This is a genomic window from Bacillus hominis (assembly GCF_030348325.1).
Lineage (GTDB): Bacteria > Bacillota > Bacilli > Bacillales > Bacillaceae_G > Bacillus_A > Bacillus_A hominis.
This window is the reverse complement of record NZ_JAUCFS010000005.1, coordinates 1,750,617-1,776,840: the sequence shown is the minus strand read 5'-3', so window position 1 is coordinate 1,776,840 and position 26,224 is coordinate 1,750,617. Positions and strand designations below refer to the sequence as shown.

Below are 26,224 nucleotides of genomic sequence, written 5' to 3'. Positions count from 1 at the left end.
ACTTTAATTCGACCCGATATGCTGTTCACCATGTCACCCCTTTTCACCAACGAGTCCCGTTGGCTTCACTATTAAGAAAAATAGTAACATTAACATATTGATTGCAAGAGATAAATCTGGCACATAATACGCTGTAAAAGCACCGGCTAATCCAACGATTAAAGAAGCTATCGCTGAACCTTGTACGCTACCTAATCCTCCAATGATAACTACTATAAAGGCTAAAATTGCATACTGCATGCCCATCTCAGCGAAAATAACTCCTGAATATGGTGCTAGTAGAAAACCACCTAACGCCGCCATCCCTGCTCCTAATAAAAAAACAAACGAGAATATCGCTTTCACGTTAATTCCGAGAGCTTGAACCATCTCTTTATCCATTACACCAGCGCGAATCATAAGTCCTATCTTTGTTTTTTTCAGCAGCAATAGTAAAGCGATGTAAATTAGTATCCCAACTAAAATAACGAATAGGCGATATTTTATTAAGATAACTCCTCCAAATGTAAAACTTCCTTGAAGCCATAACGGTAATTTTGCAGCAATTGGATTAGGACCCCAAAATATTTTGATGCACTCGCTAAGAACGAGCATTCCTCCGAGTGTAACGAGAAGCTGCCGAACATGGTTTCCATACACTGGTCTAATAAGAAATCTTTCTAAAATGAAACCGAGAAACATCCCCATAGCGACTGCTCCAATTAGTGCTAATAAATAACTACCTGTCATATTGAATAACCAAACGCCTGTAAATGCTCCCCATGCAAATAAACCGCCATGCGCAAAATTCAGTACGCTCATTAAACCGAAAATAAGTGATAAACCAGAAGCTAATAAAAAAATAAGCATCCCTGTCGAAACGCCGTTTACAAATAAGTTAATTAACACATCCACGTTCTATCCCCCCGTATCAATGTTAAGAAATACCTAAATATTTATGACATGTTTCCTTATCCTCCCGCAGTTCCTCCATGAAACCGTTATGCACAATGCGCCCATTATCCATAATGTAAAAATAATCACCGATTTGACTAGCCATCATAAAATTTTGTTCAACAAGTAAAACAGTCGTTTTTTCCTTCATTTTCAAAATAGCTACCATTAATTTTTCTATCATAATTGGAGACAGCCCTTTACTCGGCTCATCAATAAGCAATAGTCCATCACTATTAATAAATGCTCTTGAAATAGCCAACATTTGCTTTTGTCCCCCGCTTAAGAGCCCACTTTTCTTATTCCAAAACTGCTTTAAATCTGGAAATAGTTCGAGCATCCAATCTATTTTCTCTTCAGATTCTTTTCCTATTTTTCCCCTAGCAAGTGCGAATGTTTCTTCTACTGTCAAATCATGAAAAATACCTTGATTTTCTGGCACATAACCTATACCTTTTCTTGAAATTAAATGTGTAGATAATCCATTTACTTTTGTGTTATCATAATAAACTTCTCCATTTGCTATCCGGTGAAACCCCATAACCGACCGCAATGTTGTTGTTTTTCCAGCTCCATTTCTTCCAAACAATACTGTAATCGTTCCCTTCTCAACCGAAAGGGACACTCCTTGTAAAATATGAAACTGATCTAAATACGTCTCTATATTATTCACTTGTAATAGTGCCACTGTATAATCCCCCTAAATAAGCACTTTGTACACGCTCATCTTTCATCATTTCTTCCGGTAACCCTTCAGCCAATAACTCACCATGAAATAAAACGATAAGATGATCTGATAAATCTAGCACCATATCCATTTTGTGCTCAATAAGTACAATTGTGCTCTCTGGATTCTTTTTAATATTTTCGATTACTTGTAATATAGCCGGAACTTCCTCAACTGAAATACCTGCTGTCGGCTCATCTAATAGTAATACATCTGTCTTTAATGCTAACAACATAGCAAGCTCTAACTTTCTTTTTTCTCCGTGAGCTAAGTCTTTAGCTAATACGTCCCCTTTCTCGTGAAGGAGTACTGTCTTCAAAAGACGTCTCGCTTCTCCAGTTTGCTGCTTTAACTTGGCTGCATTTGGAAAGAAACTATAATAATCCTGAACAAACGATTGAACACTTAAACGCACATTTTCAAGTACTGTTAGCTCTGGAAAAATATTTGTCAACTGAAAAGAACGACCAATCCCCAAGCGCGTTCGATCTGAAATTGATAATTTTGTAATATCCTGCCCTTTAAAATAAACTTCGCCTTTCGTCGGAGAAATTTGCCCACTTAGTAAATTGAATAGCGTTGTCTTTCCAGCACCATTCGGTCCAATAATTGAAATGAGCTTTCCTTTTTGTACCGTTAAATTAACACCTTTAATAACATGATGATCCCCAAAAGATACACAAAGATTTTTCGTCTCTAACAAATGTGTCATGAAATCCCTCCCACTGAAAGCCATGTTTATGAAAGAAATAAGTATAAAGAGGGTATCCCCTCTTTATAAAAAACAACAGAAAATTCAGTCTATTTATTTTGAACAGACGGTTCTGTTTCTTTCATTGTTAATTCTCGCTCTAACACTGGTACTGGATAATCAACACCCTCTTGCTTTTTCAGAGTTATAGAATAAAGAGTTTGTAATGCTTGATGATCCTTCTCTCTAAATTTCATCTTTCCTTTCGGTGTCTCAAATTCCATCCCTTCCATTTTCTTAATAAGTGTATCTACATCTGTATCTCCCTTCGTTTTCTTCAAAGCTTCGACGATAGAAATCGCCGCTGACATTCCTCCTGCTGTAAACAGATCTGGAACAGCACCATTAAAACGTTTTTTATGTTCTTCTACTAGCCAATCGTTCACCTTATTCTTTGGAAGTGAGTGATAATAAACAGAAAACCCTTGCATCCCTATTAGCGCATCCATCGTTTTTAATGCTGGTATATCAGGGGCACCAGTAGAAATTTTAATACCTTGCGCTTCCACATTCATATCTTTCAACTGTTTCCATGGTGAATTCGCACCTGCCCAAACGATAAATAAATAATCTGGTTTTGAGCTAATAATATTTTGAATATTCGCAGTGAAATCAGTTGCATTCGTATCCGCGTATTGCTCATTTACAATATTCGCACCTAATTTCTTCGCTCCCGCTTTAAATGCTGCAATTCCTTCACGACCGAAAGCATTATCTGGAGCAAACGTCGCAATCTTTACATCTTTTTTAGCAATTGAGGCAGCCCCAGCAATCGCATCTTGCGAAGAGTTTCTTCCTGTTCTAAAAATATATTTATTCCAGTTCTTCCCAGTAATACTATCAGCAACTGCTGGTTCTACAACCATAATCTTTTTATACTCTTCAGCTAGTGGTAAAACTGCTAATGTATCACTTGAACTAGATGATCCTACTAAAAAATCAACTTTCTCTTCTTCTAATAATTTCGTAGCCTTCTTAACCGCTACATCTGCTTTCGTTTCCGTATCTTCTACAACAAACTTAATCTTCTTTCCTTCTACTTTCCCTGTTCCACCAGTTGCATAGTCTAACCCTAATTCAAATCCATTTACCGTTTGTTTTCCATACGATTCTAGCGGGCCTGTTAGTGAAGCAAGAACCCCTACCTTAATCGTTTTTTCATCTTCTGTACTTGTCTTCTTTCCCGAACAAGCCGCAGTTACTAATAACGATCCTAAAACACAACCAGTAACCACCGTTCTTAGCCATTTACGTTTTTTCATCGACATTGTGATCCTCCCCATACTTTACTTTCCGATAGAATCAAACACGCCAAATTCCCCTGTCCGTAATCATGACTTTAAAATTGGTAATGGAAACTCTTGTAGTAACCTCTACATTCGGCATAAATCTATAATCACCTTCCTATTAAATGGAAACGGACATACAATCAATATATATTCCGTTGTTCAAATGAAATTACTGTTTCATTACAGTATTCATCACGCAAAAAGCTGCAAATAATTGACTTCATTCATTAAGTCAATTATTTGCAGCTTACATAAAAAAACATGAATAGAACAATTGATTAATTATTTTCGACCTTCTCTAACCCTTCAACCAATTGTTTCTTATCTAGCCCTTCCCCTATTATCACCAAGTTTGTCGGGAAACCGAAATCCTGTTCTAATAAAGTTGGTACTCCAAATGAATATTGTAATAAGTGTGGGTATTTATCCCCATGGAATTTCACGAAACCTTTCACACGATAAATGCCATCAGGTAATTTTGAAAGCCATTCATACAATTTATCTTGATCGATTGATTTCGTAAATTGATATGTCATCGTTTGTATATGTAAATGCTGTTTTACATGCAAGGTCTCATGTTCATCATTACTTCCAAGTACCGCTTCTTCTATATCTTCTAAAGATATATTACAATACTTCGTTTCATACAATTTCGCATGTTCATTAATTACTGTCACTTCTTCTAAAACCTTTTTCTTATCCTCATCCGTTAGTAAATCTGATTTATTAATGAGAATATGACTTCCATATTTCATTTGCTCATGTAATAGTTGTTGTACATTTGCACTTAATATACTTCGGTTTAACCATCTCACTGCATCTAATACAACTACTATAGATTTCACTTCAAGGAAAGGAGCTAAAATTGGTGATACACATGCATCTAACACTTCAATTGGATGTGCGACGCCTGTTGTTTCTATATAAATTACATCCGGTCTTTCCTGTTGATATAGTGAATGTAATTGTATTTCAAGCTCTTCTTTTAACGTACAACAAATACATCCTTTCAGAAGTTCCCTTAACACATTCTCTTTTCCAATAATATCTGTATCTACCGAATATTCACCGATTTCATTCATCAAAACTGCAACTTTTCGATTTTTCTTCTTTTCTGCTAATAATAAATTTTGCAGCAATGTTGATTTTCCGCTACCTAAAAAACCACCTAATATATGAATTTCTACTTTACTCATTCGACCGACCATCCATTTCTCTACTTCAAATTCCTTCAAAGCGTAATTATTACGATTTATACTTATCATTTTATTAAAAGAACACCTATTTGTAAACAAAACTGCTAGATTATCGTTTCATTTTCATTCACTTCATGAGCAACTCTAATTCCAGACTCAATCGCTCCTTGCATCCACCCATGTGTTAACGTCGTATGTTCTCCTGCAAAATGCACCCTACCAGCTGGCGGCGTAATATATGGAAATAATTCAAGCTCTTGCCCTGGTTCAAAAGCTGTAAATGCTCCGCAAGAATACGGATTTTGACTCCAACTAAAAGATGCGCCTGTTACAAACTCACTATAAACCACGTTACCATATATTTGCTCTAAATTTTTTAATGCGTAACGAACACGTTCTCTATTCGAGAGACTATCCCATGTTAATGCCTCATCTGCCCACGTATAACTCACTAAAACGATAGCCGCCCCTTGTGTACGAATGCCATAGCTCGGATAATACGTAAAACGTATAGGTAAATCCGTAATAGACTTACCACCATACTGCCCTTCTCTTTCCCAAAATCTACTTTTAAACTCTATCGCAATTTTAGTTGCAGCAATGTAATTTAATTCACGGATTGCACGCCTTTTATAATATGAGAATAACTGATACGGCTGGACTTCTACAAAGCGCAAAGCTGAAAATGGAATTGTGATAATAGCAATATCACCCGTTACTATAAATTGTTCTAACGTATGTTCATGGTTTACTTGCATCATCACTTTATTATCTTCCTGCATTATTTTCTCTACTTTATATGACATAAAAATATTATCCTTTAGCTGCGGCAAAAATGAATTTGGTAATGCGTCCATCCCGCCTGTTATCTCATAATATTTCGTCGTTGAAGTGAAAAAGATCATTTCTCGTAATACTTCAATTAAAGATATTCCCATGTATGCTTCCATATCAAGAAGTACTCCGATCATATCTATTGCTCCATCTGAATAGTACTCAGTTAAAAATGAACCGAGCGAATATGCTTTATACTTTTTTTCAACAATAATCCAGTTTTTATTAGGATCTTTCTTAATATAATTAAGTATCGGTTCTAACACCTCTAACATTAATTCTTCTGCCGTTTTCCCTCTCTCTTTTTCTAAAACTGGAAATCCAAGTACACTTGGATTATTTTCAAACACATTCAATCTCGTTCTAATGTTATTCGTATAAATTATATCTGAAGAAGTTTTATTAATAAAAAGATTTAACGGTAGTTTAAATTTACTAATATAGGCTAATGTTAAATCATGAGTCTCCGGAATACGCATAGGACCTGCGTTAAAATATAATCCTGCACTAAATGGTTCACGAATTGTATACACCCTGCCACCTATTCTGTTGTTTGCTTCTATAATCGTTACCTCGTGCCCAGCTTCTTTTAATAAAGATGCTGCAACTAATCCAGATATCCCTGCACCGGCAATAGTAATCCGTTTGGGGTTATTTGTTTTTGCAAGCCCCTCATGAATAATTTGAAGCATTTTTTCCATCGATAATGGATTCCCCATGCCACTTCCCCTTTTACGAAGGATTTTACTGAATTATATTCGTTTAGCAGAATTCCTATGTTTCATTCAAGGAATTGCCCGGATACATTTTCAAATACTTGAATATCTTTTATAAAATGTAATAAAATAGATATGAAACTATAGAGGTAAGACGTGTTATCTTACATAATAAAATAATGAAATTGCGAGGAATTTTGAAATGAAAAATGGTATTAACCGTGTTGTATTAGTAGGAACAGGAGCAGTTGGATGTAGTTATGCTTATTGTATGATTAACCAAGCTGTAGCTGAAGAGTTTGTTTTAGTCGATGTAAATGAGGCAAAAGCTGAAGGAGAAGCAATGGATTTAAGCCATGCTGTGCCATTCGCACCAGCTCCAACAAAAGTTTGGAAAGGTAGCTATGAAGATTGTAAAGACGCAGATCTTGTTGTAATTACAGCTGGGTTACCACAAAAGCCAGGTGAAACACGCTTAGATTTAGTTGAGAAAAACGCTAAAATCTTTAAACAAATCGTTCGTAGCATTATGGACAGCGGATTTGATGGCATCTTCTTAATCGCAACTAACCCTGTAGATATTTTAACTTACGTAACTTGGAAAGAATCTGGTTTACCGAAAGAACGTGTAATTGGTTCTGGTACAACACTTGATTCTGCTCGTTTCCGCTATATGTTAGGTGAGTACTTCGATATTGGACCTCATAACATTCATGCTTATATTATCGGAGAACATGGTGATACAGAACTTCCGGTGTGGAGTCACGTATCAGTTGGTATCCAAAAACTAGAAACGCTTCTTGAAAAAGACAACACATATAACCAAAAAGATTTAGATGATATTTTCATAAACGTTCGTGATGCAGCTTACCACATTATTGAACGAAAAGGTGCTACATACTACGGCATTGGTATGTCACTGCTTCGTGTAACGAAAGCAATCTTAAACAATGAAAACAGCGTATTAACTGTATCAGCTTATCTTGAAGGTCAATACGGCCAACAAGACGTTTATATTGGCGTACCTGCTGTCTTAAACCGTGGAGGCGTTCGTGAAATTTTAGAAGTTGAACTAAGTGAAGAAGAAGAATTAAAATTCGATCACTCTGTTCAAGTATTGAAAGAAACAATGGCTCCAGTTCTTTAATCGTATATTCAAAAAGCAATCCAACTTATTTTGGATTGCTTTTTTATATTTTTATTGTTCATCCTCAATCTAAACAGTAATATTATCTATAATAAAAAGGAGTGATTTCATGAATGATTCTTGGACGATTGTCATCCTCTTACTAGCTGTAGCAGCCTTAATTCTCTTCCTCTTCTTAATCATCAGAACTCTATTTCCAACTAAAAAATATGATAAGAATCTCGGATTGATTCTAATTATTTTAAGCTTGTTAGCAATACCGATAAGTATCTTCCTTATAGGAGGATGGGCAGGTATGGGAGTTGGTGTAATCGCAGTCTTTATTTTTGCTGCTGTTATTATAGCTTTAATTGCAAATACCTTCATTAAACTTCCTCCTCCAAAGAAAAAATAACAAATAACCGATGTTTTCATCAAGAGAAAACATCGGCTATTTTCTATCACTTATTATCATTAATCGGTTCATCATTATTTACGTCAAGTACATCTAATAAAAAGATAAAGATTGGAATCCCAATAATAAGCCCCCATATTCCGAGGAAATGCTCTGAAAAGATAAGAATCATAAATGTATAAAATACTGGCAAATTCGTTTTTGCAGACATAAATTTTGGATTTAAAAAATAACTTTCAAGGGCATGGATTACTGTAATGAACACTAGTATGTATACAACATACATAACCCCACCGACGTTATAGGCAATTATACAAAGTGGAAACAAGGAAATAATAACACCAGCAACTGGAATCAAACCGAGTAGAAAGACCATGACAGCCAATACAAGAAGCTGTGGAAATCCTAAAATGACAAGTGCAATTACAGTGAGCACACAATTGACAACCGCGATTAAAAACTGTGCTTCAATCACTTTTCCGAACGATCTTGCAAATCTTTCACCGAAATATGCAATTTCCTCATAAAAAATTTTCAGCTTACTATCTTTAAATTTCGAAGTAAATGCTATAATGCGTTCTTTTTCTAATAAGAAAAAGAGGCTTAAAATAAGAGAAAGTAGTATTTGTAAACTGACTTTTCCTATGTTTGCTATCGATTGATAAATGACATCTACACCTTGTTCGATATATTTCGATACTTCCATTCCGTTAATTGTCGAAAGTGCATATTTAATTATCTCGTTATCAGGTGGGTTTTGAAAAAATAATTTAAATTGATAAATTAATTGTGAAATTTGTATCGTTAGTACAGGCAAATATTTATATAGTGTAGTTACAATAAACGTCACTAATACAATATATAAACCAGCAATAACCACTTTCCTATTTACTTTCAACTTTTTTGAAATAAACTTTTGAAATCGATCCATCAAAAACGTGAGAATAAACGTAATTAATATTAAATTAATCATACTTTTTAATCCATACAATACAAGCACTAATATTATTAAAACGAGAAACCGTTGAAACCCTCTACTTCGAAAGAAATTTTTCACTTCATTCATTAAAAATTAACCTCCCCCTTCAATGGATGGAAATTGAATATATTACATTTTATGAACTTCTATAGACAATCTTTCTTACTAATTGGAAAGAATCCTTTTTTTCTTTTTTAATGTCGGATTTTTCATCTAATACTTTTCTAAAAACTATTTTTCAACTCTATATTTTAGGAGAACGTCTATTTTTAGACTGTTGCTCCTTAGTAGATTTTTCATATTGAAAAAAGAGAGTTATCTATTACTTAACTCTCTCTAGAAAATTGCTAACTGAAAAGCTTAATTATTTCAATCTAATCATTTCTTTTTTGCATTTGCTTCGCTAACAATTCCTTCACTTGGTTATACGTTAAACCTGAATTTTTGTTTAAACGCTTTACCTCCTCGACATCAGTACCTACCACTGTATATTTTTTCTCATCACTCATATTTCCACTTCCTTTTTCACCAGATCATTTCTTATATTTCTTCCCTAAACTCTTACAAATTAACACAAATAAGCTGTACTAAATTAAATAGACTATGTTCAATAGCTAACGGAAGTTTAGTTGCATAAGAGGAATAGATAAAAAAATGTCGAATTTATTTATTTGTTGAAATTGAGGACTTGGAGGATACATTTTGAAGAAATATGAGTTTAAAAATATCATTCCAACATTGGAAGAGTACAAATATTTGTGCGAGTCTGTTGGCTGGACTAATTATATGAATTTTGAAGTGGTGGAAACATCACTGAAGAATTCTATCCACTGCATCACAGTCAAAGATAATGAACAAATTGTGGGCATGGGGAGAATTGTTGGTGATGGGGCTATCTATTTCTATATTCAAGATATAGTGGTTCATCCAGATTATCAGAAAAGTGGGATTGGGAAAAAAATAATGCATATGTTGGTTGAATACTTAAATCAGAATGCCCCTGATAAGGCATTTGTCGGTTTGTTTGCATCACAAGGTAAAGAATCTTTCTATGAAAAATATGATTTTAAAGATTACTCACCAAACATGACTGGGATGTTTACTGTCATTTCAAAATAATACAGTGAAACTTTGATCAGTGGGACTGCATTCAAATAGTGGGATAAACACAATAGATTTTTTATTTTAAGTCATCAATCCATATTTAAAAATTTGTTCCTATAACAACTTTTTCATTATTATGCTAAAGGACAGCCCATATTATAATATGGGCTGTCCTTTAAATTGGATAAGTATGTAACAAATCCCTTCTTGTTACATACTGTATTTCTTAATAAAATTTCACTACATCTTCAGTAGGTAAGAATGTTCTTTCCCCTGGTTGTTCATTTGGCTCACCAAATGGCATTTGTCCTACTAAGCTCCACTCTGCTGGAATGTTCCAAGTTTCTTTTACTTCAGCATCTACGATTGGATTGTAATGTTGTAATGACGCTCCGATTCCTTCAGCCGATAATAACATCCATACAGTATGTTGTAACATTGCATTTCCTTGATGAGACCAGAATGGGAACTGATCTTTATACAATGGTGCATTTTCTTGCATTTTTTCTACTGTTGCTTGATCTTCAAAGAATAGAACTGTCCCTACGCCTGCATGGAAACCTTTTAGTCTTTCTACAGTCGCTTCAAAGTTTTCTGCTGGTACGCGTGATCTAAGCGTTTCTTTTACGATATCCCAAAACTTTTCATGCTCTCCATCCATTAATACGACCATACGGCCACTTTGCATATTGAAAGACGTTGGTGCATGTAAAGCAGTTTTTAAAACTTCTTCAATTCTTTCTTTCGTAATTGCATCATTTTTTGTTACTTTACGAATTGAACGACGGTTCACAATTGCTTCTTTTAAGTTTGTTGTAGTTGCTGACATAATAATTCCTCCAAATATATGTTTTTTTATTTAAACAAATCAATATGATTCTTTCATGTAAGACGAATTAGCAATATCCATCCGTATTACATTGCATTCCCTCAAATGAATTTGTTTTATCCTTTTCGATTTCTTTATCAATTACTCTTTCTAGCGTTTCTTTACTAGCAAGCCCTTGAATGACTTCATCACCAATCATGACAGTTGGTACCGCCATAATATTCGCTTCATCATATGCATGCTGAATTGCTGCTTGATGTTTTTCTTTATATTTTCGAGTTACTAAAGCATCTTTAAATTCAACTTCAGGAAGCCCTACTTCTACCGCCAATTTTGTTAAAATATCAATATCCTCAATGTTTTGTTCTTCTTGGAAAAATGCAGTGAATACGCGGTGATGATACTCATTTCCTAGTCCACGTTCTTTCGCAAATTCACATCCTTCAAAAGCTAAATGTGTGTATGGATGCGGTGAAACACGTGGTAAGCGCATTTCAATTCCTAATTTCTTTGCAGTAGGACGAATGAAAGCATCCCATGAACCTAACTTATCCGGTTCGTTCCAAGGATCTATTTTAGAATATGGACTTGGACGCAATTCAAATGGCATCCATTCAATCTCTACATCTTTCTCTTTCGCTACTTCATCTAACGGACCTTTTGCCAAAAAGCAAAACGGGCAGATAAAATCTGAGTATACTTTCATTTTTACAGTCATATTTTTCACACCTTACCTTTATAGTTGTAATCACAATAGTTACATTAATGACAAAAAAATATAGATATTATTTTACGCATTCATTTTCTCTTGCAAAGATTCAAACAACTGCCCCATTGTAATATTTCTCAAAACTTCTTCCATCGCAGATTGTGCTTGAATTAAAATAAGCTCTAACACTGCTTGAATATTTGCTCCAATTGGACAATCTGGATTTGGTTGTTCATGAATGTTAAATAGTTTGTCTTCTTCTACTACATTCACTGCATGATACACATCTAACAATGTGATTTCATGTAAATCCTTTAATAATCCCGCGCCACCCGGCCCGCGATTTACGTAAACAAATCCAGCCTGTTTCAAGTAAGACATTATTTTACGAATGACTACCGGATTTGTATTTACACTTTCGGCCATATAGTCCGAAGTACAAAGTGAAGATGGATTGTTTTTCAAAATCGATAAAATATGAACAGCTATAGAAAAGCGGCTACTAATTTTCATCTTGATCACCACCTCGATGTAATCATTATAGTTACAACTAAAAGATAAGTCAATCCTTTTTACAGATTTTTTAAAGCAAATAAAAAAGATGTCTCATTACATTATATGAGACATCCCTTCTTACTCTGTAAACAACTCTTGGAATTCTTCAATAAATAACTGAACAGCGAGTGAAGCTTCCTTTAATGAAGGAACAGCTAAAGCAATCTCTCGCCACACTTTCGGCTCCAATTCTCGCGTTTGCACGTTCTTTGGTAAATTCGTTAAAGATAATTCAGCTAATATGGCAATGCCTAATCCTTCTTGAATCATATTTAATGATGTAGTAACGGTCGAAACCGCATACTCAACTCGAAGTGGCACGTTTGCTTGTTTGAACATATCAATAATCGGCGGTTCATATCCACCTTTAAATAGTATAATCGGTTCGTTCTCTAAATCACTTATCGTAATAGAACTTTTCTTACAAAGGGGATGATCTTCCCTTAATACTACAACCATCTTCCCTTTCGTTACTGGGACTATTTCCATATCTTTATTTGGCAAAATAACAATTCCAATATCAATGACCCGTGATAATAGCCAATCCTCTACTTCTTTAAGCGCCCCCTCACAAAGAACTACTTCTAAATTCGGATACTTTTCACGAAAGATATTAATCATTTTCGGTAAAAAATATGCCGAGGCACTCGGAAAACTCCCGATTCGAATTGTTCCGACTTCATGCCCTTTCTCCATCGCCACTTCTTGTTCAATCTTCTCAACGCCGCTTAAGATTTCTCTAATATGTACAAGAATTCTACTTCCAACATCCGTAACGATTAGCCCTTTTCGTTTATCGCGTATAAGAATGGTAACTCCTAACTCTGACTCAATGCTTGAAATCGCATGACTTACAGCTGGCTGCGTCATATTTAACATCCCGGCAGCCTTCGTAAAACTCCCTAACTCAACTGTTTTTATTAAAACTTGAAGTTGTGTAATGGTCATAACTAATCACTTATACTCCTTATAAAAAAGATTCATTTTATTTATCATAGTCGATATCATATCATAGTGAAATGAATGACAACAAGGAGGTCTTACAGTGACACAGCTTTCTCGAACTAAAGCTACCATAATCCTTGCCTTTCTCGTTATTATGTGGGGGATTAATTGGCCGTTATCTAAATTCGCTCTGCATTACACACCACCCGTACTCTTTGCAGGGATTAGAACATTAATAGGAGGATTTATCCTACTTATTTTCGCATTACCGAAATACAAACAGTTAAATTTAAAGGAAACTTGGCATCTATACTTTATTTCATCTTTACTCAATATTATTTTATTTTACGGATTACAAACTGTCGGACTTCAATACATGCCCGCCGGACTATTCTCCGCAATCGTATTTCTCCAACCTGTCTTACTCGGCATTTTCTCATGGATTTGGCTTGAAGAAGCAATGTATGGCTTGAAAATTTTCGGACTTATTCTTGGATTTATTGGTGTAGGGGTTATTAGCTCTAGTAGTTTAACTGGACATATTTCTATTATCGGTGTTCTACTTGCCTTAGGCTGTGCTATCGGCTGGGCACTCGGCACAGTATTTATTAAGAAAACTGGACACCGCGTTAATGCCATTTGGATGGTAACACTTCAGCTTATTATTGGCGGACTTTGCTTAATCGGATTTGGTTCAGAATTTGAAAGCTGGTCTAGCATCGCTTGGAGTATACCATTTGTAAGTATACTACTCTTTATTTCATTCTTTGTAATTGCAATGGGATGGCTCGCTTACTTCACACTTGTCGGAGCTGGTGAAGCGAGTAAAGTTGGGGCTTATACATTCCTTATCCCCCTTATTGCTATTATTGTAAGTTCAATTTTCTTACATGAGGCCATTACAATTAGCTTATTCATCGGACTTTTATTTATTGTGGTAAGTATTTGTTTTGTAAATATAAAGCCGAAAACACTTGCTGTAAGGCAGCAAGTTGAAGTGAAATAAATATGAGAAAGAGCCTACCGTTTGTAGGCTCTTTCTTTTTTAACATTTTATCAGTACAGTCACTTAGTATCTTAACAAAAGGAAATTTTTTCTTTTTTATTGTATGATGATAATTAAGTTGTAAAAATATTATCTCTAATACACATGGATGGACTTACAATTCCAATCATAAGGGAGGAATTATATGGTTTTACAGTATAGAGAATTTGGAGATACAAGCTCTCCACTTATGGTTTTTATTCACGGAGGCGGAGTCAGTGGATAGATGTGGGACAATCAAGTTAAACATTTTACTAACTTTCACTGCCTTGTTCCTGATTTACCCGAGCAAGGGAAAAACAGGGGTAAGGATCGTTTCTCAATAAACTTTAGTGCTCAAAAAATCATTGAATTAATTGAAGAAAAAGGAGAAGGCAAAACAGTTATAGTAATCGGGTTTTCGTTAGGTGCTCAAGTATTAATTGCTATGCTCAGCATGAAACCAAACTTAATTCAATACGCTATGGTAAATAGCGCATTAGTTAAACCAATTCCCTTCGCTAAAACATTAATAAGCTCCCTTGGCTTAACCTACTCCCTAATAAAGAGTAAGACATTTTCCAAAATACAAGCAAAATCAATGTACATAGATGAAACACAATTTAATAACTATTATCATGACAGTTGTCAAATAAGTAAAAATACATTTGTGAGGATATTAGAAGAAAACATGTCGTTCACAATACCAAAAGGTTTTAAGAATGCTAGTAGTAATATATTAGTAACTGTTGGAGATAACGAAAAAAGAATCATGAAAGACTCGATGACTGAAATCCTTGAAAGTAATACTAATTGCACAGGTATTATCATTCCTAAAATTGGTCATGGAATCTCTTTAGCAAATCCCAAACTATTTAATACTTTAATTGAAAACTGGCTCGAACATGATATTCTGCCGGAAGACGTAATAATCGTCAATTGATTTCCATACATCAATAAATTTTGTTATATAGTGACTACAACAATTTCGCTATCCTCATTTTCACTATTCCCTAAAACCAATAAAAAAGGTCTCATTATTTTCGATGAGACCTTTTAATGTTACTTATCTTTTACGGCGTACTACAAAAATACACGTACCTACCGATGATACAATAGCTAAAATAGATAAGACAATTGCTATTGTTTGCATATTACTTGTACTTTCATTCTTTCCTACACTAGATACTTCTCCATGTTCTCCAGTTAAGGACGTACCTTTTGCAATTGTAGTAAGTGAATGTGGCTTCTCAGCTTTCTCATCGCCTGTCCATTCAACAATTTCTCCGTCTTTATATTGTTGATATGCATCCCAAGCGACTTTTTGTTCTTTATCTGGGTTTTTAGCAACGAAAGTAAATCGCTGAAACTGACCAGGTAAAATCCCTTCTCCTGTTGCTTCCCATATTACAGTTTTAACTTTTCCAGCCGCATCTTTTTGTTCTTCTACTTTCCATCCTGGCACTGGCTCATACTGTTGAAACTCGATGCCAGAAGGTATTTTTAGTGTAACTTTTGTTGTTGCCACATTTTTTTCAACTGGTACCTTTATCGTGTAAGTCTCCCATGAGTTAACATCCGAAGTTGCTGGTTGCACAGTTACGTGAGCACTAACAGGTAACGAAAAAATTCCCATTGCAATTATTGTTGCTATCATTGTTGTTCCTAATTTCTTTATACGTTTCATTCTCTTTTAACTCCTTTTCATCTGTAACTTCTCTTTATCCCGCTATTCGCCGGGCAATAAGACTTCCACCTCAAAATTCGGCTGGAGCAAAGAAGTTAGGTGGAAGCCCCGCTTCCCGTAAAAGCCCGATTGGTGAAGGCTAATAATCAGTGGGGATGAACAAAACCCCACTGATTAAAGTTTCACTTTATCTGCCACCTACAATAAATTTATAATCTGTATCGAAGCTATCAAGAGATTTTGTTAATCCATGAACATGTATATTCCAGTTTCCTGTCATGTTAATATACATGCCTTCCGCTTCATATTCTCCCGGTGAAACTGCCGAAACTTTAAATGAGCCTTTGCCCATATTCATATCTAACGATTGAGTCGTCAATACAATTTGTTCCATATCAGTAACAGGCTGTCCATTCTCATCCTTTAAAGTAATATGAAATGTATTCTGTCCTACCTTATTAGGACTTACATGCAAAGTAAGTTCATATCCATTATCTAATTGTTTACTCTCTGTAAAAGGTCCAGTAGGAGGCATCGGCGGTGTTTGTACGTTTGTCATAAAAGCTACGATTATGAAAACGATAATTCCAATGATAAACTCTACTTTCACCGTAGCTCCTAATCCTTGCTGCGCTCGCATTCTCCCTTTCACATAATGAATAATTCCCAAAATCCCCATGAAGACGAATAAAAGTATCTTTGCTAATAAGGCCAATCCGTACTTCGTATCAAATAGGGAATGAATCGTGGGAATAAAAAATGTACTGTTAAAAAGACCTGTTAATAAAATCACTATGACAGCACCTGTTGCCCATGGTGAAAAACGCCTAATTGCATCCCAATACATAGTCCACTTGTCATCCTCTTTACGTAAAAGAAGAATAATTGATGATAGACCGCCAATCCATAACGAAGCTGCGAATAAATGTATAAAGTCCATAACGACAGCAATGTCTTTAAACTTCAAACCAAATGCGTGACTATTAAATGCTTTCATAACGAGTAACCCAATAAACAATAGTATTGGAATGCTCCATACTTTAAACGATGAAAGTTTCTCACGCTTCACCGCAAAATATGTAACAATTATAAGCGTACTAATAAGAGCCATTTGAGTTATCCATACATAACCAAAAACAGATAGTTGTAATGTTTCTTTTAATAATAGTGGATCAAATGCTTCTAACCACGAAACATCAGCATTTATTTTCGCTTGCAATGGTAGATTGAATAGTAAGCCAATGAATATACCAATTAATGACATCCATATTATTCTCTTACTCCTTGAGTGAACTTCTATTGCATTCCCTTTATATATAATAAGATTAAAGAATAGAACTCCTAAAAATAGTGAGAAACTTGTATATAGAACCCCGCGTTCCATAATCATATCGATTTGCGGGACATACCCCATCTCTTCTACTTGTACATCGTCTGCTCCCGCTTCTGCTAATCCAATACGGAATGGAATAACTCCTTGAATTGGATGTCCATCGGCTGAAATAGCTTTCCACTGAATAGAGTAGAGACCATTTTTGAGATTCTCTTTTAACCCAGCTTCTAATAATTTTTTGTTTTTCTTATCAATATGAGCATCTTTTAAATCTACTCTTTTACCTGAGGTATCTCTTACGAACAATGTATTAAAATGTGAAACTTGTATATCCTCATCAAATTCAATCTTCACGACAGTTGGTGCTTTCTTCAACGTTTCATTTTCAGCAGGATTTGATTTCACAACATACGCATGAGCAGACGCGCTTTTTGGTATCAATATAATAAGCACACATGCTATTAATAGCCATGTCCCTAACCTTCTCATTACTTTCACACTCATTTCACTTCTTTCTTCTTCATCGCTACACTTTCATTACTTTCCAACTTTTATTTTTCGCCAAAATATTAACCTGATTAAGTATAAACTTCTATACAGTATGACTCTTTATTTCTCCCTCACCTCTAAACTTCCAATACAATAGTAACTACTTTCATATATATAACTTATATTTTTAAAGCTGATTGTTATTATATCATAAAATATATTTATGTAAGTTCCCTAAGAAGAAAAGTTCTCGTGAATCATTTGTGAAGAAAATGTGAAATACATAAAGTGAAACTTTAATCAGTAGGGCTTTTACAGGCAGTCGATCTCCCACCTAACTCCCTCGCATTCGCCGACTTTTGAGGTGGGGGTCTTACTGCCCACAATTAGCGGGATAAATAAAAAGGTGTTACATTATTACGTAACACCTTTTAAAAAAATATCCTTCTTCTATTTCTCTTCCGGATAATCACAATACTCAATAATCGTTCCTTCTGTATCCGCTGGGTTAAGGTAGATTAATCGTCTACCATGTTTATTTATTCGAAGTGTATGCTCTAATGTTCGAATACCTTGTTCTTTTAACTCTTCTAAAGCTACATCTAAATCATCAACACGATATGCAACGTGATGAACACCTTTACCTTTTTGTTTAATAAATCTTGCTATTGGAGATGTCGTATTATTTGTAGGTGCAAGTAATTCGATTCTATCACCATCAACTTCAAGAATGGCTACTTCGCTTTCTACACCTGGTGCCTCACTTACGTAACGATCTATTAAAGTTCCTAACAATACCTTTTCATAAAAACGTATCGTACTATCTATATCTCGAACTGCGATCCCGATATGATCAATTGTTTTTTTCATGTACTTTTCCCCTACTACTTTATTTTTTCTATACTTATCAATAGTAACAAAAAAAGTTATAGAATCAAAAATTCTATAACTTTTTTCTTTAACCTATTTTCTTATCCGCTCTAGCTGCTGGTTGAACTTGATTTTTCACTTTTAAAACGCTAATGCCATATCCGATAAATCCACCGATAATCGCTGGGAAGATCCAGCCTAATCCTACTTCCTGCATCGGAAGGAATTTAGTGAACACTTGGCTTACTACTTCAATGTTAACTCCAGCTGCACTTAATCCATCGAATAAGCTGATGATAAATGTTACGATTAAACTCACCTGATAAACTTCAGCTCTTCCCTTAAATAGTGAATGGAAGAATGTTAAGAAAATCAATACAATTGCTAGTGGATAAATTGCTGTTAATACTGGCACAGAAACTGCGATTAACTGTGTTAATCCTACGTTTGCAACAATTGCACTAAATACACATAGCGTGATTGCAATTGCTTTGTAAGGAACATTCGGGAATAACTTATGGAAGAATGAAGAACATGCTGATACAAGTCCCACACTAGTTGTTAAACAAGCTACTGTAATCATTAACCCTAATAATACTCCGCCATATGATCCGAAATAGTAGTTAGAAACTTTCGCTAATACTTCTCCGCCGTTCTCTAAATGTCCAAGCTTCGCAACACTTGAAGCTCCCATATAAGAAAGAGCTGTATATATAATTGCTAAAATAGATGCTGCAATGATTGTCGCTTTTGCACAAACGACCATAATTTGTGTTTTCGTTTTCGCACCTTTTTCTTTAATTGCATTAATGATGATGATTCCGAATACGAATGATGCAAGAGTGTCCATCGTTAAGTATCCTTCTTGGAATCCTTTAAAGAATGCATGTGATGTATAAGCTTCCACTGGTGCTTGCATATCTCCAATCGGATGAATAAAAGCAACGATTACTAAAATACCGATGAATGTTAACTTAATTGGCGTTAAGATTTTCCCAACAATATCGACAATTTTCGCAGGATTTAGCGAAAAAAAACAAGTGATGCTAAAGAATATAATTGTAAAAATAATTAACGGTGTAGAACCTAATCCCTCTGGCATAAACGGCTTAAGGCCAATTTCATAAGAAACATTTCCCGTTCTTGGTATTGCAAATAACGGACCAATCGCTAAGTATAAAACTGTTGTAAACACAATCCCGAATACTGGGTGAGCACGACCTGCCAATGACTGTAAATCGTCTTTACCCGAAAAACCAAATGCTAATACGCCTAGTAATGGTAAACCTACTCCTGTTACTAAAAATCCAGCGTTAGCAATCCATACATTCTCTCCTGCCGATTGACCTAGCATCGCTGGGAATATTAAATTTCCTGCTCCAAAAAATAGTGCAAATAACATTAATCCGATAACTACTATGAACGAAAACGGTACTTTATTCGCCATAATATAACCCCCATTCAAATTTCCTTATCTCATTTTCCAATTTTAACTAATTGAATTTTCTGAATATTTAATTTAAGTATCAACTATTCTTGAACTCATTATAGTTTGATATATAATATTTTGCAATACTATTTTCAAACTTTTCTTTTATTTTATAAAAATACATTTTTTAACATAGGAAATAGACTAAAAAACCAACATGGTCATCCATGTTGGTTTTTCCATTTACTATCATTAATTAAAATTTCGCCGCTACTTTCTTAACGTTCTCTAAACCTTCTTCAACAATTTGTTGTGAACGATCTGGATATTGATTGTGTCCCTCAATAACAACTGTTTCCGGATTTGTAATCCCCCAGAACCCAAGCACATTTGTTACATAGTTAACTGCCATTTCCATAGGAGCCATTTGTTCTGAAGAGTAATCTGAACCACGAGCACCTAATACAACTACTTTCTTATCACCAGCTAAACCTTCTGGACCATTTGCTGTATATTTAAACGTTTTTCCAGCTTGAGAAAGATATGAAATATACGTGATTAATGGCGCTGGCACTGTAAAGTTCCATAATGGGAACGCAAATACAACTTTATCAGCTTCTAAAAACTGATTTAAATATTTATCTACCGTAGCAACTGCCTTCTCTTCTTCAGCTGTTAACTCCATTCCTTGACTACGTTTATATCCACCTGAAATTGCGATATTTCCGTAATAAGGAAGATCTAATGCAAATAAATCTAACTCTGTAATTTCTGTATTTGGGTTCGCTTCCTTATAAGCACTTACAAATGTTTCATACATTTTTGAACTAATTGCTTGCTCCGCTGGACGATCGTTTGCTTTTACAAATAATACTTTTGACATTGTTTTATTCTCCTCTACTTTCGTAATTTCTTCTTTTTTACCAAATAATGAGCTAAATAATCCCATTCTCTTCACCTAAACTTTCTTATCATATTCATTATTCATCATCATAAAAATTCTTATTCTAGGAAAAAGTTCCAATCGACACCTTATTAAGTTGAACCACCAAAACTTTTTGTTATTTAATTACCTTATGTAAGCGAGTATATTATAATCACTTACTTTAGTCAAGTAACTTTTAAAAAAGAAAAAAATCTCGAATTAAAAACAATAAGAAGCGATATTCCCTCAGTCAAAATAATAAATCCGAAAACACATAAGTAAAATACCTTGTATAATACAACTAGAGAGGGAAATTCATCTATAGAGAGGATTAATTAATGAGCACTTTAGAAAAAATTCAAACCTTTATCATTCTTGCAGCTGTTATATTCGGGGTTATATTAGGACAATTTAATATGGTACATATGTATTCGGAAAAATTTATTGTCCCCTTCTTGTTTTTAATGCTTTACGGATTATTCCTCAGCATTCCATTAAAGGATATAAAAAATGGATTCCGCAACTTAAAATTTGCTGGAACAAGCCTTGGTATTAACTTTATATGGACACCTTTTCTTGCTTTGGGATTAGGCGCGTTATTTCTTTCAGATCACCCAGCACTTTGGGTTGGCTTTATTATGTTAATGGTTACTCCATGTACAGATTGGTATTTAATTTTCACAGAGATCGCGAAAGGTAACGTCGCATTATCTACATCCATTTTACCTGTAAACTTAATTTTACAAGTATTATTGCTCCCGGTTTATTTATTTTTATTTGCAGATGTAATGAAAACTGTAGAGATTTCTGTTTTAGTAGAAAGCATCGTTATCGTACTAGTCTTACCATTTTTACTAGCTCACGGCACGAAATTCATTATGAATAAAATACAAAAGACTGATGCACTTGAGAATAAACTCATTCCATTTTTCAGCTCTGCTCAAATTGTATTTTTAAGTTTAGCAATAGTAGCGATGTTTGCCTCACAAGGTAAGTACTTATTACAAAACATGAATGTTGTTTTATTGTTACTTATCCCAGTGCTACTATTCTTCATGATTAACTTTATACTAGGACAGTTTGTAGGACGTATTATGCATTTATCCTATGAAGATACAGTAAGCCTTAGCTTAACAACATTAGCGAGAAACTCACCTGTTGCACTTGCTATTGCTGTGACAGCTTTTCCTAACGAGCCCCTTATTGCACTTGCATTAGTCATTGGGCCGTTGATTGAATTGCCTGTACTTGCAACTATTTCGCAAGTGTTGTTGCTTATTAAGAAAAAACAGCAATACGCATAATAAAAAACGTCCTACTTTGGGACGTTTTTTATTGTCGAGAAATTATATAAATGCAAAATTGAATTATCGCCTCTAAAGATTTTATACGTTATAGAAGATTGACTTTTCGTTACATTAACAAATCCTTTCTAATTAAAAAATTATAGGAAAAGTAAATATAACGAAAGCTGCCCAAAGTCCGTAGACCGGCAAATACTTAGTAACGGCATCTTGGATAGTTGACGGCCCGGATTTGTTTTGTAGAAAACGCATATAGGAGAGCATAATCCAAATTAGATTTGCCCAGATAAGTATGTTTACTCCTAAAACAGCAAGTCTATTAGGCGTAATCCCATAAGAAGAAAGTCTGAACACGATGGCTGACAAAGCCACACTGTCAATGATAAGCGCAAGAACAATTAAGGCAAAATTTATATAATCTGAAATGTCCTTTTTCTCGTCTGAGTCGCTCTCGATAATGGAAAATATGGTAACGGCCAATACACCAAGGAGTATTCCGTTGAAGACTATCAGGAAATCGCGGTCCAAAAATGGATTTTTCCCGACCCATATAACCGTTATAAGATAGATCAACAATGTGATCAGTACGAGAGGACTAAAAATTTTAGCTATATATGGTGTAATATTCTTAGCAAGTTTAAGATTCATTGATACGAGGTATGCAGCAACAATAGCGAGAGCGGCAGCACCAAATAAAACGACATTACTAAAATAGAAGTTTTCTATATCCAAGTCAACAAATCTAAATAACTGCATGGTTAATGCTGCTAGTACCATTCCGCTAACTGCCATGCTGGCGTAGAGAATACAATATTCCAAATTAAATTTAATATAGGCTAATCTTGTACTGCCTTTTGAATATTCATTTCCTGTAAATGCAAGCCCTACCAAAACCCATAAGAATATGGGAAGGTGTAAATAAGCAAGGATAATACTGTCTTTATAATTTAATGGCAGCATATTAAGATACAACCCAGAAATTAGGAACAACGCTGCAAGAGAATAAATAACACTTTTTTTCGGAGTATTATTGTAAACAAAATAGGCAGCAATAAAGGGAATTATACCAAAAGCCAAGTTAATTGGAGCAATTGCTTCCTGTTCGACAAAATGGAAAATGATCCTAGTGCTTATCCCGGCCAGAATGGCTAAAATGCCCATGAATAAGAAACCTTTTTGAATCAAGGAAGTTTTCCCTGTATTTTCCGTCTCCTTGAAATGCAATCTTTCATACCAAATACCCAGAACCTGAGAATCAGGATTTTGTTCCCATGCGTGTAAGAATGATTTTTTAAAAGCTTTCGGGTCTTTTCTATACATTCTCTCCAACTCATGAGGGTTATCCATATTTTCAATAATCAAATTGTTAATGTCCATATTTATACCTCCTCTAATTTAAAAAATAACGTTGTTACCTTTTCCATAAAAAGCACGTCGTTTATTTATTATGATTTTGATTTTAATATAAAATTTATCGTTTTACAATAAGTTTTTATTATATTAGATAATGTTTTTGTTGTTTAATTTTGTTCCGACCAAAAACAAAAAGCATTCCTTATTCAAAGAAATGCTTTATAACTTTTTATAAACATCAGCGTAAGCTACTTTCAGTTCTTCTTTTCATTGCTTGTTTTCATTTTCTAATTTCTTATTTTTCCTTTATATAAAAGAGATGATCAAAATGATATAAATGTCCTATTTAATTCCATCTTTTCAAACAATTATTTCAAATAATTATTAGTACTAGTACACAAAAGTCTGTAATTATAAAATAGAAAAGCATGACATATAATTGTCATGCTTTTTCTTTTCTATCAATATTTTTTCAAACCTAACCTGTTACAGAACCTTTTACTCGTGAAAGAGCTTTTTATTTAGTACAGCACTTTTTTATTTGTTAAAACCACTTATGTCTTTGTATAAAAAAGTTCTTTACTAATAAGTAGTGTAATTACTGCGTTTTTCAAATTAGTAAAGAACTTTTTTATCTTTTATTTATATAGCTACAGTCAGTTTTGAAACTTCCTCAAGTAAAGAACTTTTTTATCCCGACTCAATTTTTCGGACGATGTCTATATTACTTGATTGAAGGCTATTTTTGCTTTGTTCACATCTCCTAATCAGCCATTTCCCAAAATTAAGATGCTACTTTGGTAAGCGTCAAATATTCCCCTACTATTTGTAAATAACCCGTGAGATATTCTTCTTACATACTACTAAAGAGCACTATTATTGAACAACATAAGTAACAAAGGATTAATCTTTTTTCAAAGTGGATGCTTTATTTTTATTGTAAAATTCTGGATTGTGGGGTATTTTTGATTAACCTTTATTTCAAAGCTACAATAATATAAACACGAAAAGAGAGTCCCTTTTCCCAAAAGGCACTCTCTTTTTTCAATTAGATAGTTTCTCCATGCTCTAAACAAAGTAGATTAGCTTTAGCTGATTTTCCTACCTCGATTGAATAAGTTATACTATCAAGACCTAATGATTTGGCAGGCTTAATTGTATAAGCATCAATAGCTGCGTATACATCATGTAAACCTTCTTTCACCAATGCTTAGCCTGATAGCAATGGGATATGGGGTTCTAACATGAAATAATCATTTTAAGGTTTTTATAAATCTATTTTGTCGCTTTTCGTCCTACTAATACCCAGTACAGAGATAAACTAAAAAGGGTAATGAGTGCGAGAATGAATAGGATGTTACTAAACATGGAAGCATCCGGATTGCTTATAATCCCTAGGAAATTTGTTCTCATTGCGGAATGGTCCATCATTGCGGCTGTATAGGCAATTCCGATTGACATAGCGACACTAAGTGTTAAATTATAAAATCCGATTGCTGTTCCTGTTTTTTCTTTCTCAATCGTACCAATGCAAGAATCAAGTAATGGTGCATACATGAAAGCAAATGAGCTAGAGAATAAAATCATGGATATTATGAATACAACAACAGAAGTTTTTACAAAGAATCCGCCTAATAGTAAGCTGACTATAATGCTAGACATAGCGATTGTAATACATTGCTTGCTTCCCAAAACCTTCGCAATTTTTCCAGAAAGAGCCCCGACTATCGCACCTGCTATATAGCCTGGAATCAATAATAGTGAAATGGTATCTAGCTTCAAACCATATATCTTTTCAAGCAAAAATGGAAATAAGAAAATATATGCTAACTGTACAGAGTAAATTATAAAAGCAACTCCAAGCAATGAGATAAACTGTTTATTTTGAAAGAATGATATTCCGATAAAAGCTTTGGAGTTCTTGCTGATATAAGTAAGGAACAAGGTAATTGCAACAATAAACAAGAGAAGGTAAATCCAATTGAAATCGGTAATATATAGTAGTAGGGATGCTGAAATGGCTCCAACTAGAAATAATCCTAATACATCTACATTACTGTTTTTCGCTTCATCCTTAGGAAGATACTTTAAAATAAACGGAAGGGTGAAAAGTGTTACAAAAGAAAGTAAAAACAGAGTTGTCCAATGGAAATATGTTGAAACATAACCTCCAGTTAATGCACCTATAAGCTGTGAAAGAGCAAAACTGCTTGTACTTAATCCTAAAAATTTCTTTTGTTCATTTGCAGGTAAATGTTTTGTTACAAATATCACGTATAAGGTTTCAGCTGATGCTAGACCAGCAGTTTGGATAATTCGTGAGATAACAACTAGTAAAAACGAGTGTTGAAAAATATACCCCATGGCTGAACCGGCACATATTAAAATAATACCAATGCTAAAAAGTTTTCTGATACTAACGGAATCCGCTAAAGTTGCGTAAACCACTGCCCCAATTCCAATTACAAGACCAGCTAGTGTTGCTTGCCAGCTAACTGTTGTCACTGAAATGTGGAAATCCTTTGCCATGTCAACAGAAATAATCTTAAACGAATTGTCAATTACCAAACATAATAGAAATAACAGTAAGATTACGGGTACTGCTTTCTTAGCACTATATTCCTGAGTTTTCTTCATGCTCACATCTTCATTAATGATAGACATAGCTATATTCCTCTTTTCTTGTTGTTCAGGAAATTGTC

At 34.4% G+C, this 26,224-nt stretch carries 25 protein-coding genes and 1 pseudogene; 6 read left to right on the top strand and 20 right to left on the bottom strand.

Annotated elements, in window-relative coordinates; all coding sequences use genetic code 11:
- Nucleotides 1–33: 33 nt before the first annotated feature.
- The 6 genes from QUF93_RS11480 to QUF93_RS11455 all read right to left on the bottom strand — a co-directional run bounded on the left by QUF93_RS11480 (nt 34) and on the right by QUF93_RS11455 (nt 6,449).
- Nucleotides 34–894, bottom strand: a complete 861-nt coding sequence (locus QUF93_RS11480; RefSeq protein WP_289358848.1) for a branched-chain amino acid ABC transporter permease — start codon at nt 892–894, stop codon at nt 34–36.
- A 22-nt stretch (nt 895–916) separates the two neighbouring features.
- On the bottom strand, nt 917–1,621 hold the full coding sequence (locus tag QUF93_RS11475; protein WP_002148734.1) for a branched-chain amino acid ABC transporter ATP-binding protein: 705 nt from the start codon (nt 1,619–1,621) through the stop codon (nt 917–919).
- A complete protein-coding gene (locus tag QUF93_RS11470; protein WP_002118350.1) occupies nt 1,599–2,372 on the bottom strand; it encodes an ABC transporter ATP-binding protein in 774 nt (257 codons plus the stop codon). The genes QUF93_RS11475 and QUF93_RS11470 overlap by 23 nt, the downstream gene beginning before the upstream one ends.
- A gap of 89 nt (nt 2,373–2,461) precedes the next feature.
- Nucleotides 2,462–3,679: a substrate-binding domain-containing protein gene (locus QUF93_RS11465; protein WP_289358847.1), complete on the bottom strand. Its 1,218-nt coding sequence runs from the start codon at nt 3,677–3,679 to the stop codon at nt 2,462–2,464.
- Nucleotides 3,680–3,978: 299 nt separating this feature from the next.
- Nucleotides 3,979–4,896, bottom strand: a complete 918-nt coding sequence (locus QUF93_RS11460) for a CobW family GTP-binding protein (protein WP_289360972.1) — start codon at nt 4,894–4,896, stop codon at nt 3,979–3,981.
- A gap of 104 nt (nt 4,897–5,000) precedes the next feature.
- Nucleotides 5,001–6,449: a flavin monoamine oxidase family protein gene (locus QUF93_RS11455; protein ID WP_289358846.1), complete on the bottom strand. Its 1,449-nt coding sequence runs from the start codon at nt 6,447–6,449 to the stop codon at nt 5,001–5,003.
- Nucleotides 6,450–6,648: 199 nt separating this feature from the next.
- On the opposite strand from QUF93_RS11455, the gene QUF93_RS11450 reads away from it, so the two are divergent.
- A complete protein-coding gene (locus QUF93_RS11450; RefSeq protein WP_289358845.1) occupies nt 6,649–7,593 on the top strand; it encodes an L-lactate dehydrogenase in 945 nt (314 codons plus the stop codon).
- Nucleotides 7,594–7,702: 109 nt separating this feature from the next.
- Nucleotides 7,703–7,987: a YesK family protein gene (locus QUF93_RS11445; protein ID WP_002118343.1), complete on the top strand. Its 285-nt coding sequence runs from the start codon at nt 7,703–7,705 to the stop codon at nt 7,985–7,987.
- Nucleotides 7,988–8,033: 46 nt separating this feature from the next.
- Here QUF93_RS11445 and QUF93_RS11440 read toward each other — a convergent pair whose 3' ends face one another.
- Together QUF93_RS11440 and QUF93_RS11435 are read right to left on the bottom strand one after the other, a co-directional pair.
- On the bottom strand, nt 8,034–9,053 hold the full coding sequence (locus QUF93_RS11440; protein WP_002118341.1) for an AI-2E family transporter: 1,020 nt from the start codon (nt 9,051–9,053) through the stop codon (nt 8,034–8,036).
- Between the two features lie 287 nt (nt 9,054–9,340).
- Nucleotides 9,341–9,475, bottom strand: a complete 135-nt coding sequence (locus QUF93_RS11435) for a hypothetical protein (RefSeq protein WP_002118339.1) — start codon at nt 9,473–9,475, stop codon at nt 9,341–9,343.
- Between the two features lie 193 nt (nt 9,476–9,668).
- Here QUF93_RS11435 and QUF93_RS11430 point away from each other — a divergent pair, with 193 nt between their 5' ends.
- On the top strand, nt 9,669–10,085 hold the full coding sequence (locus tag QUF93_RS11430; protein WP_289358844.1) for a GNAT family N-acetyltransferase: 417 nt from the start codon (nt 9,669–9,671) through the stop codon (nt 10,083–10,085).
- A 211-nt stretch (nt 10,086–10,296) separates the two neighbouring features.
- Here the strand turns inward: QUF93_RS11430 and QUF93_RS11425 are convergent, their stop codons facing one another.
- The 4 genes from QUF93_RS11425 to QUF93_RS11410 all read right to left on the bottom strand — a co-directional run bounded on the left by QUF93_RS11425 (nt 10,297) and on the right by QUF93_RS11410 (nt 13,111).
- Nucleotides 10,297–10,899 (bottom strand): nitroreductase family protein, encoded by a 603-nt coding sequence (locus QUF93_RS11425; RefSeq protein WP_002118337.1) that lies wholly within the window; start codon nt 10,897–10,899, stop codon nt 10,297–10,299.
- Nucleotides 10,900–10,966: 67 nt separating this feature from the next.
- A complete protein-coding gene (locus QUF93_RS11420; RefSeq protein ID WP_289358843.1) occupies nt 10,967–11,617 on the bottom strand; it encodes a DsbA family oxidoreductase in 651 nt (216 codons plus the stop codon).
- 72 nt (nt 11,618–11,689) lie between these two features.
- Entirely contained in the window at nt 11,690–12,121 is a 432-nt protein-coding gene (locus QUF93_RS11415; RefSeq protein WP_289375289.1) for an Rrf2 family transcriptional regulator, read from the bottom strand.
- A 120-nt stretch (nt 12,122–12,241) separates the two neighbouring features.
- Nucleotides 12,242–13,111, bottom strand: a complete 870-nt coding sequence (locus QUF93_RS11410) for a LysR family transcriptional regulator (protein WP_002118333.1) — start codon at nt 13,109–13,111, stop codon at nt 12,242–12,244.
- A 97-nt stretch (nt 13,112–13,208) separates the two neighbouring features.
- Between QUF93_RS11410 and QUF93_RS11405 the strand changes: the two genes are divergently transcribed.
- Nucleotides 13,209–14,114, top strand: coding sequence for a DMT family transporter (locus QUF93_RS11405; RefSeq protein WP_002118331.1), 906 nt, complete (start codon nt 13,209–13,211; stop codon nt 14,112–14,114).
- A gap of 184 nt (nt 14,115–14,298) precedes the next feature.
- A pseudogene (locus QUF93_RS11400) lies at nt 14,299–15,075 on the top strand (alpha/beta fold hydrolase).
- 123 nt (nt 15,076–15,198) lie between these two features.
- Here the strand turns inward: QUF93_RS11400 and QUF93_RS11395 are convergent.
- From QUF93_RS11395 to QUF93_RS11375, 5 genes are all read right to left on the bottom strand, one after another.
- The gene (locus tag QUF93_RS11395; RefSeq protein WP_289358841.1) at nt 15,199–15,819 is read right to left on the bottom strand and encodes a YcnI family copper-binding membrane protein; all 621 of its coding nucleotides are present in this window, start codon (nt 15,817–15,819) and stop codon (nt 15,199–15,201) included.
- Between the two features lie 187 nt (nt 15,820–16,006).
- Nucleotides 16,007–17,656, bottom strand: a complete 1,650-nt coding sequence (locus QUF93_RS11390; RefSeq protein WP_289358840.1) for a copper resistance CopC/CopD family protein — start codon at nt 17,654–17,656, stop codon at nt 16,007–16,009.
- Between the two features lie 435 nt (nt 17,657–18,091).
- Entirely contained in the window at nt 18,092–18,511 is a 420-nt protein-coding gene (locus QUF93_RS11385; protein WP_000750833.1) for a VOC family protein, read from the bottom strand.
- 88 nt (nt 18,512–18,599) lie between these two features.
- Nucleotides 18,600–19,958 carry a branched-chain amino acid transport system II carrier protein gene (brnQ, locus tag QUF93_RS11380; RefSeq protein WP_289358839.1) on the bottom strand — a complete coding sequence of 453 codons (1,359 nt, stop codon included), beginning with the start codon at nt 19,956–19,958 and terminating at the stop codon, nt 18,600–18,602.
- Nucleotides 19,959–20,196: 238 nt separating this feature from the next.
- A complete protein-coding gene (locus QUF93_RS11375; protein WP_128281417.1) occupies nt 20,197–20,889 on the bottom strand; it encodes an FMN-dependent NADH-azoreductase in 693 nt (230 codons plus the stop codon).
- 314 nt (nt 20,890–21,203) lie between these two features.
- On the opposite strand from QUF93_RS11375, the gene QUF93_RS11370 reads away from it, so the two are divergent.
- Nucleotides 21,204–22,169, top strand: coding sequence for an arsenic resistance protein (locus QUF93_RS11370; RefSeq protein ID WP_289358838.1), 966 nt, complete (start codon nt 21,204–21,206; stop codon nt 22,167–22,169).
- A gap of 132 nt (nt 22,170–22,301) precedes the next feature.
- Here the strand turns inward: QUF93_RS11370 and QUF93_RS11365 are convergent, their stop codons facing one another.
- The 3 genes from QUF93_RS11365 to QUF93_RS11355 all read right to left on the bottom strand — a co-directional run bounded on the left by QUF93_RS11365 (nt 22,302) and on the right by QUF93_RS11355 (nt 26,186).
- Nucleotides 22,302–23,546: a DUF4153 domain-containing protein gene (locus QUF93_RS11365; RefSeq protein ID WP_289358837.1), complete on the bottom strand. Its 1,245-nt coding sequence runs from the start codon at nt 23,544–23,546 to the stop codon at nt 22,302–22,304.
- 1,024 nt (nt 23,547–24,570) lie between these two features.
- Nucleotides 24,571–24,726 (bottom strand): hypothetical protein, encoded by a 156-nt coding sequence (locus tag QUF93_RS11360; protein ID WP_353050841.1) that lies wholly within the window; start codon nt 24,724–24,726, stop codon nt 24,571–24,573.
- Nucleotides 24,727–24,797: 71 nt separating this feature from the next.
- The gene (locus QUF93_RS11355; protein ID WP_289358836.1) at nt 24,798–26,186 is read right to left on the bottom strand and encodes an MFS transporter; all 1,389 of its coding nucleotides are present in this window, start codon (nt 26,184–26,186) and stop codon (nt 24,798–24,800) included.
- Between the last annotated feature and the right edge of the window lie 38 nt (nt 26,187–26,224).

What these genes read in the sequence shown, in the direction of transcription:
- QUF93_RS11460 (WP_289360972.1), bottom strand. Translation starts at nt 4,896, where the DNA reads ATGAGTAAAGTAGAAATTCATATATTAGGTGGTTTTTTAGGTAGCGGA.
- brnQ (WP_289358839.1), bottom strand. Translation starts at nt 19,958, where the DNA reads ATGGCGAATAAAGTACCGTTTTCGTTCATAGTAGTTATCGGATTAATG.
- QUF93_RS11455 (WP_289358846.1), bottom strand. Translation starts at nt 6,449, where the DNA reads ATGGGGAATCCATTATCGATGGAAAAAATGCTTCAAATTATTCATGAG.
- QUF93_RS11425 (WP_002118337.1), bottom strand. Translation starts at nt 10,899, where the DNA reads ATGTCAGCAACTACAACAAACTTAAAAGAAGCAATTGTGAACCGTCGT.
- QUF93_RS11375 (WP_128281417.1), bottom strand. Translation starts at nt 20,889, where the DNA reads ATGGGATTATTTAGCTCATTATTTGGTAAAAAAGAAGAAATTACGAAA.
- QUF93_RS11385 (WP_000750833.1), bottom strand. Translation starts at nt 18,511, where the DNA reads ATGAAAAAAACAATTGATCATATCGGGATCGCAGTTCGAGATATAGAT.
- QUF93_RS11470 (WP_002118350.1), bottom strand. Translation starts at nt 2,372, where the DNA reads ATGACACATTTGTTAGAGACGAAAAATCTTTGTGTATCTTTTGGGGAT.
- QUF93_RS11365 (WP_289358837.1), bottom strand. Translation starts at nt 23,546, where the DNA reads ATGGACATTAACAATTTGATTATTGAAAATATGGATAACCCTCATGAG.
- QUF93_RS11410 (WP_002118333.1), bottom strand. Translation starts at nt 13,111, where the DNA reads ATGACCATTACACAACTTCAAGTTTTAATAAAAACAGTTGAGTTAGGG.
- QUF93_RS11415 (WP_289375289.1), bottom strand. Translation starts at nt 12,121, where the DNA reads ATGAAAATTAGTAGCCGCTTTTCTATAGCTGTTCATATTTTATCGATT.
- QUF93_RS11465 (WP_289358847.1), bottom strand. Translation starts at nt 3,679, where the DNA reads ATGTCGATGAAAAAACGTAAATGGCTAAGAACGGTGGTTACTGGTTGT.
- QUF93_RS11420 (WP_289358843.1), bottom strand. Translation starts at nt 11,617, where the DNA reads ATGACTGTAAAAATGAAAGTATACTCAGATTTTATCTGCCCGTTTTGC.
- QUF93_RS11450 (WP_289358845.1), top strand. Translation starts at nt 6,649, where the DNA reads ATGAAAAATGGTATTAACCGTGTTGTATTAGTAGGAACAGGAGCAGTT.
- QUF93_RS11440 (WP_002118341.1), bottom strand. Translation starts at nt 9,053, where the DNA reads ATGAATGAAGTGAAAAATTTCTTTCGAAGTAGAGGGTTTCAACGGTTT.
- QUF93_RS11355 (WP_289358836.1), bottom strand. Translation starts at nt 26,186, where the DNA reads ATGTCTATCATTAATGAAGATGTGAGCATGAAGAAAACTCAGGAATAT.
- QUF93_RS11370 (WP_289358838.1), top strand. Translation starts at nt 21,204, where the DNA reads ATGAGCACTTTAGAAAAAATTCAAACCTTTATCATTCTTGCAGCTGTT.
- QUF93_RS11435 (WP_002118339.1), bottom strand. Translation starts at nt 9,475, where the DNA reads ATGAGTGATGAGAAAAAATATACAGTGGTAGGTACTGATGTCGAGGAG.
- QUF93_RS11445 (WP_002118343.1), top strand. Translation starts at nt 7,703, where the DNA reads ATGAATGATTCTTGGACGATTGTCATCCTCTTACTAGCTGTAGCAGCC.
- QUF93_RS11390 (WP_289358840.1), bottom strand. Translation starts at nt 17,656, where the DNA reads ATGAGTGTGAAAGTAATGAGAAGGTTAGGGACATGGCTATTAATAGCA.
- QUF93_RS11395 (WP_289358841.1), bottom strand. Translation starts at nt 15,819, where the DNA reads ATGAAACGTATAAAGAAATTAGGAACAACAATGATAGCAACAATAATT.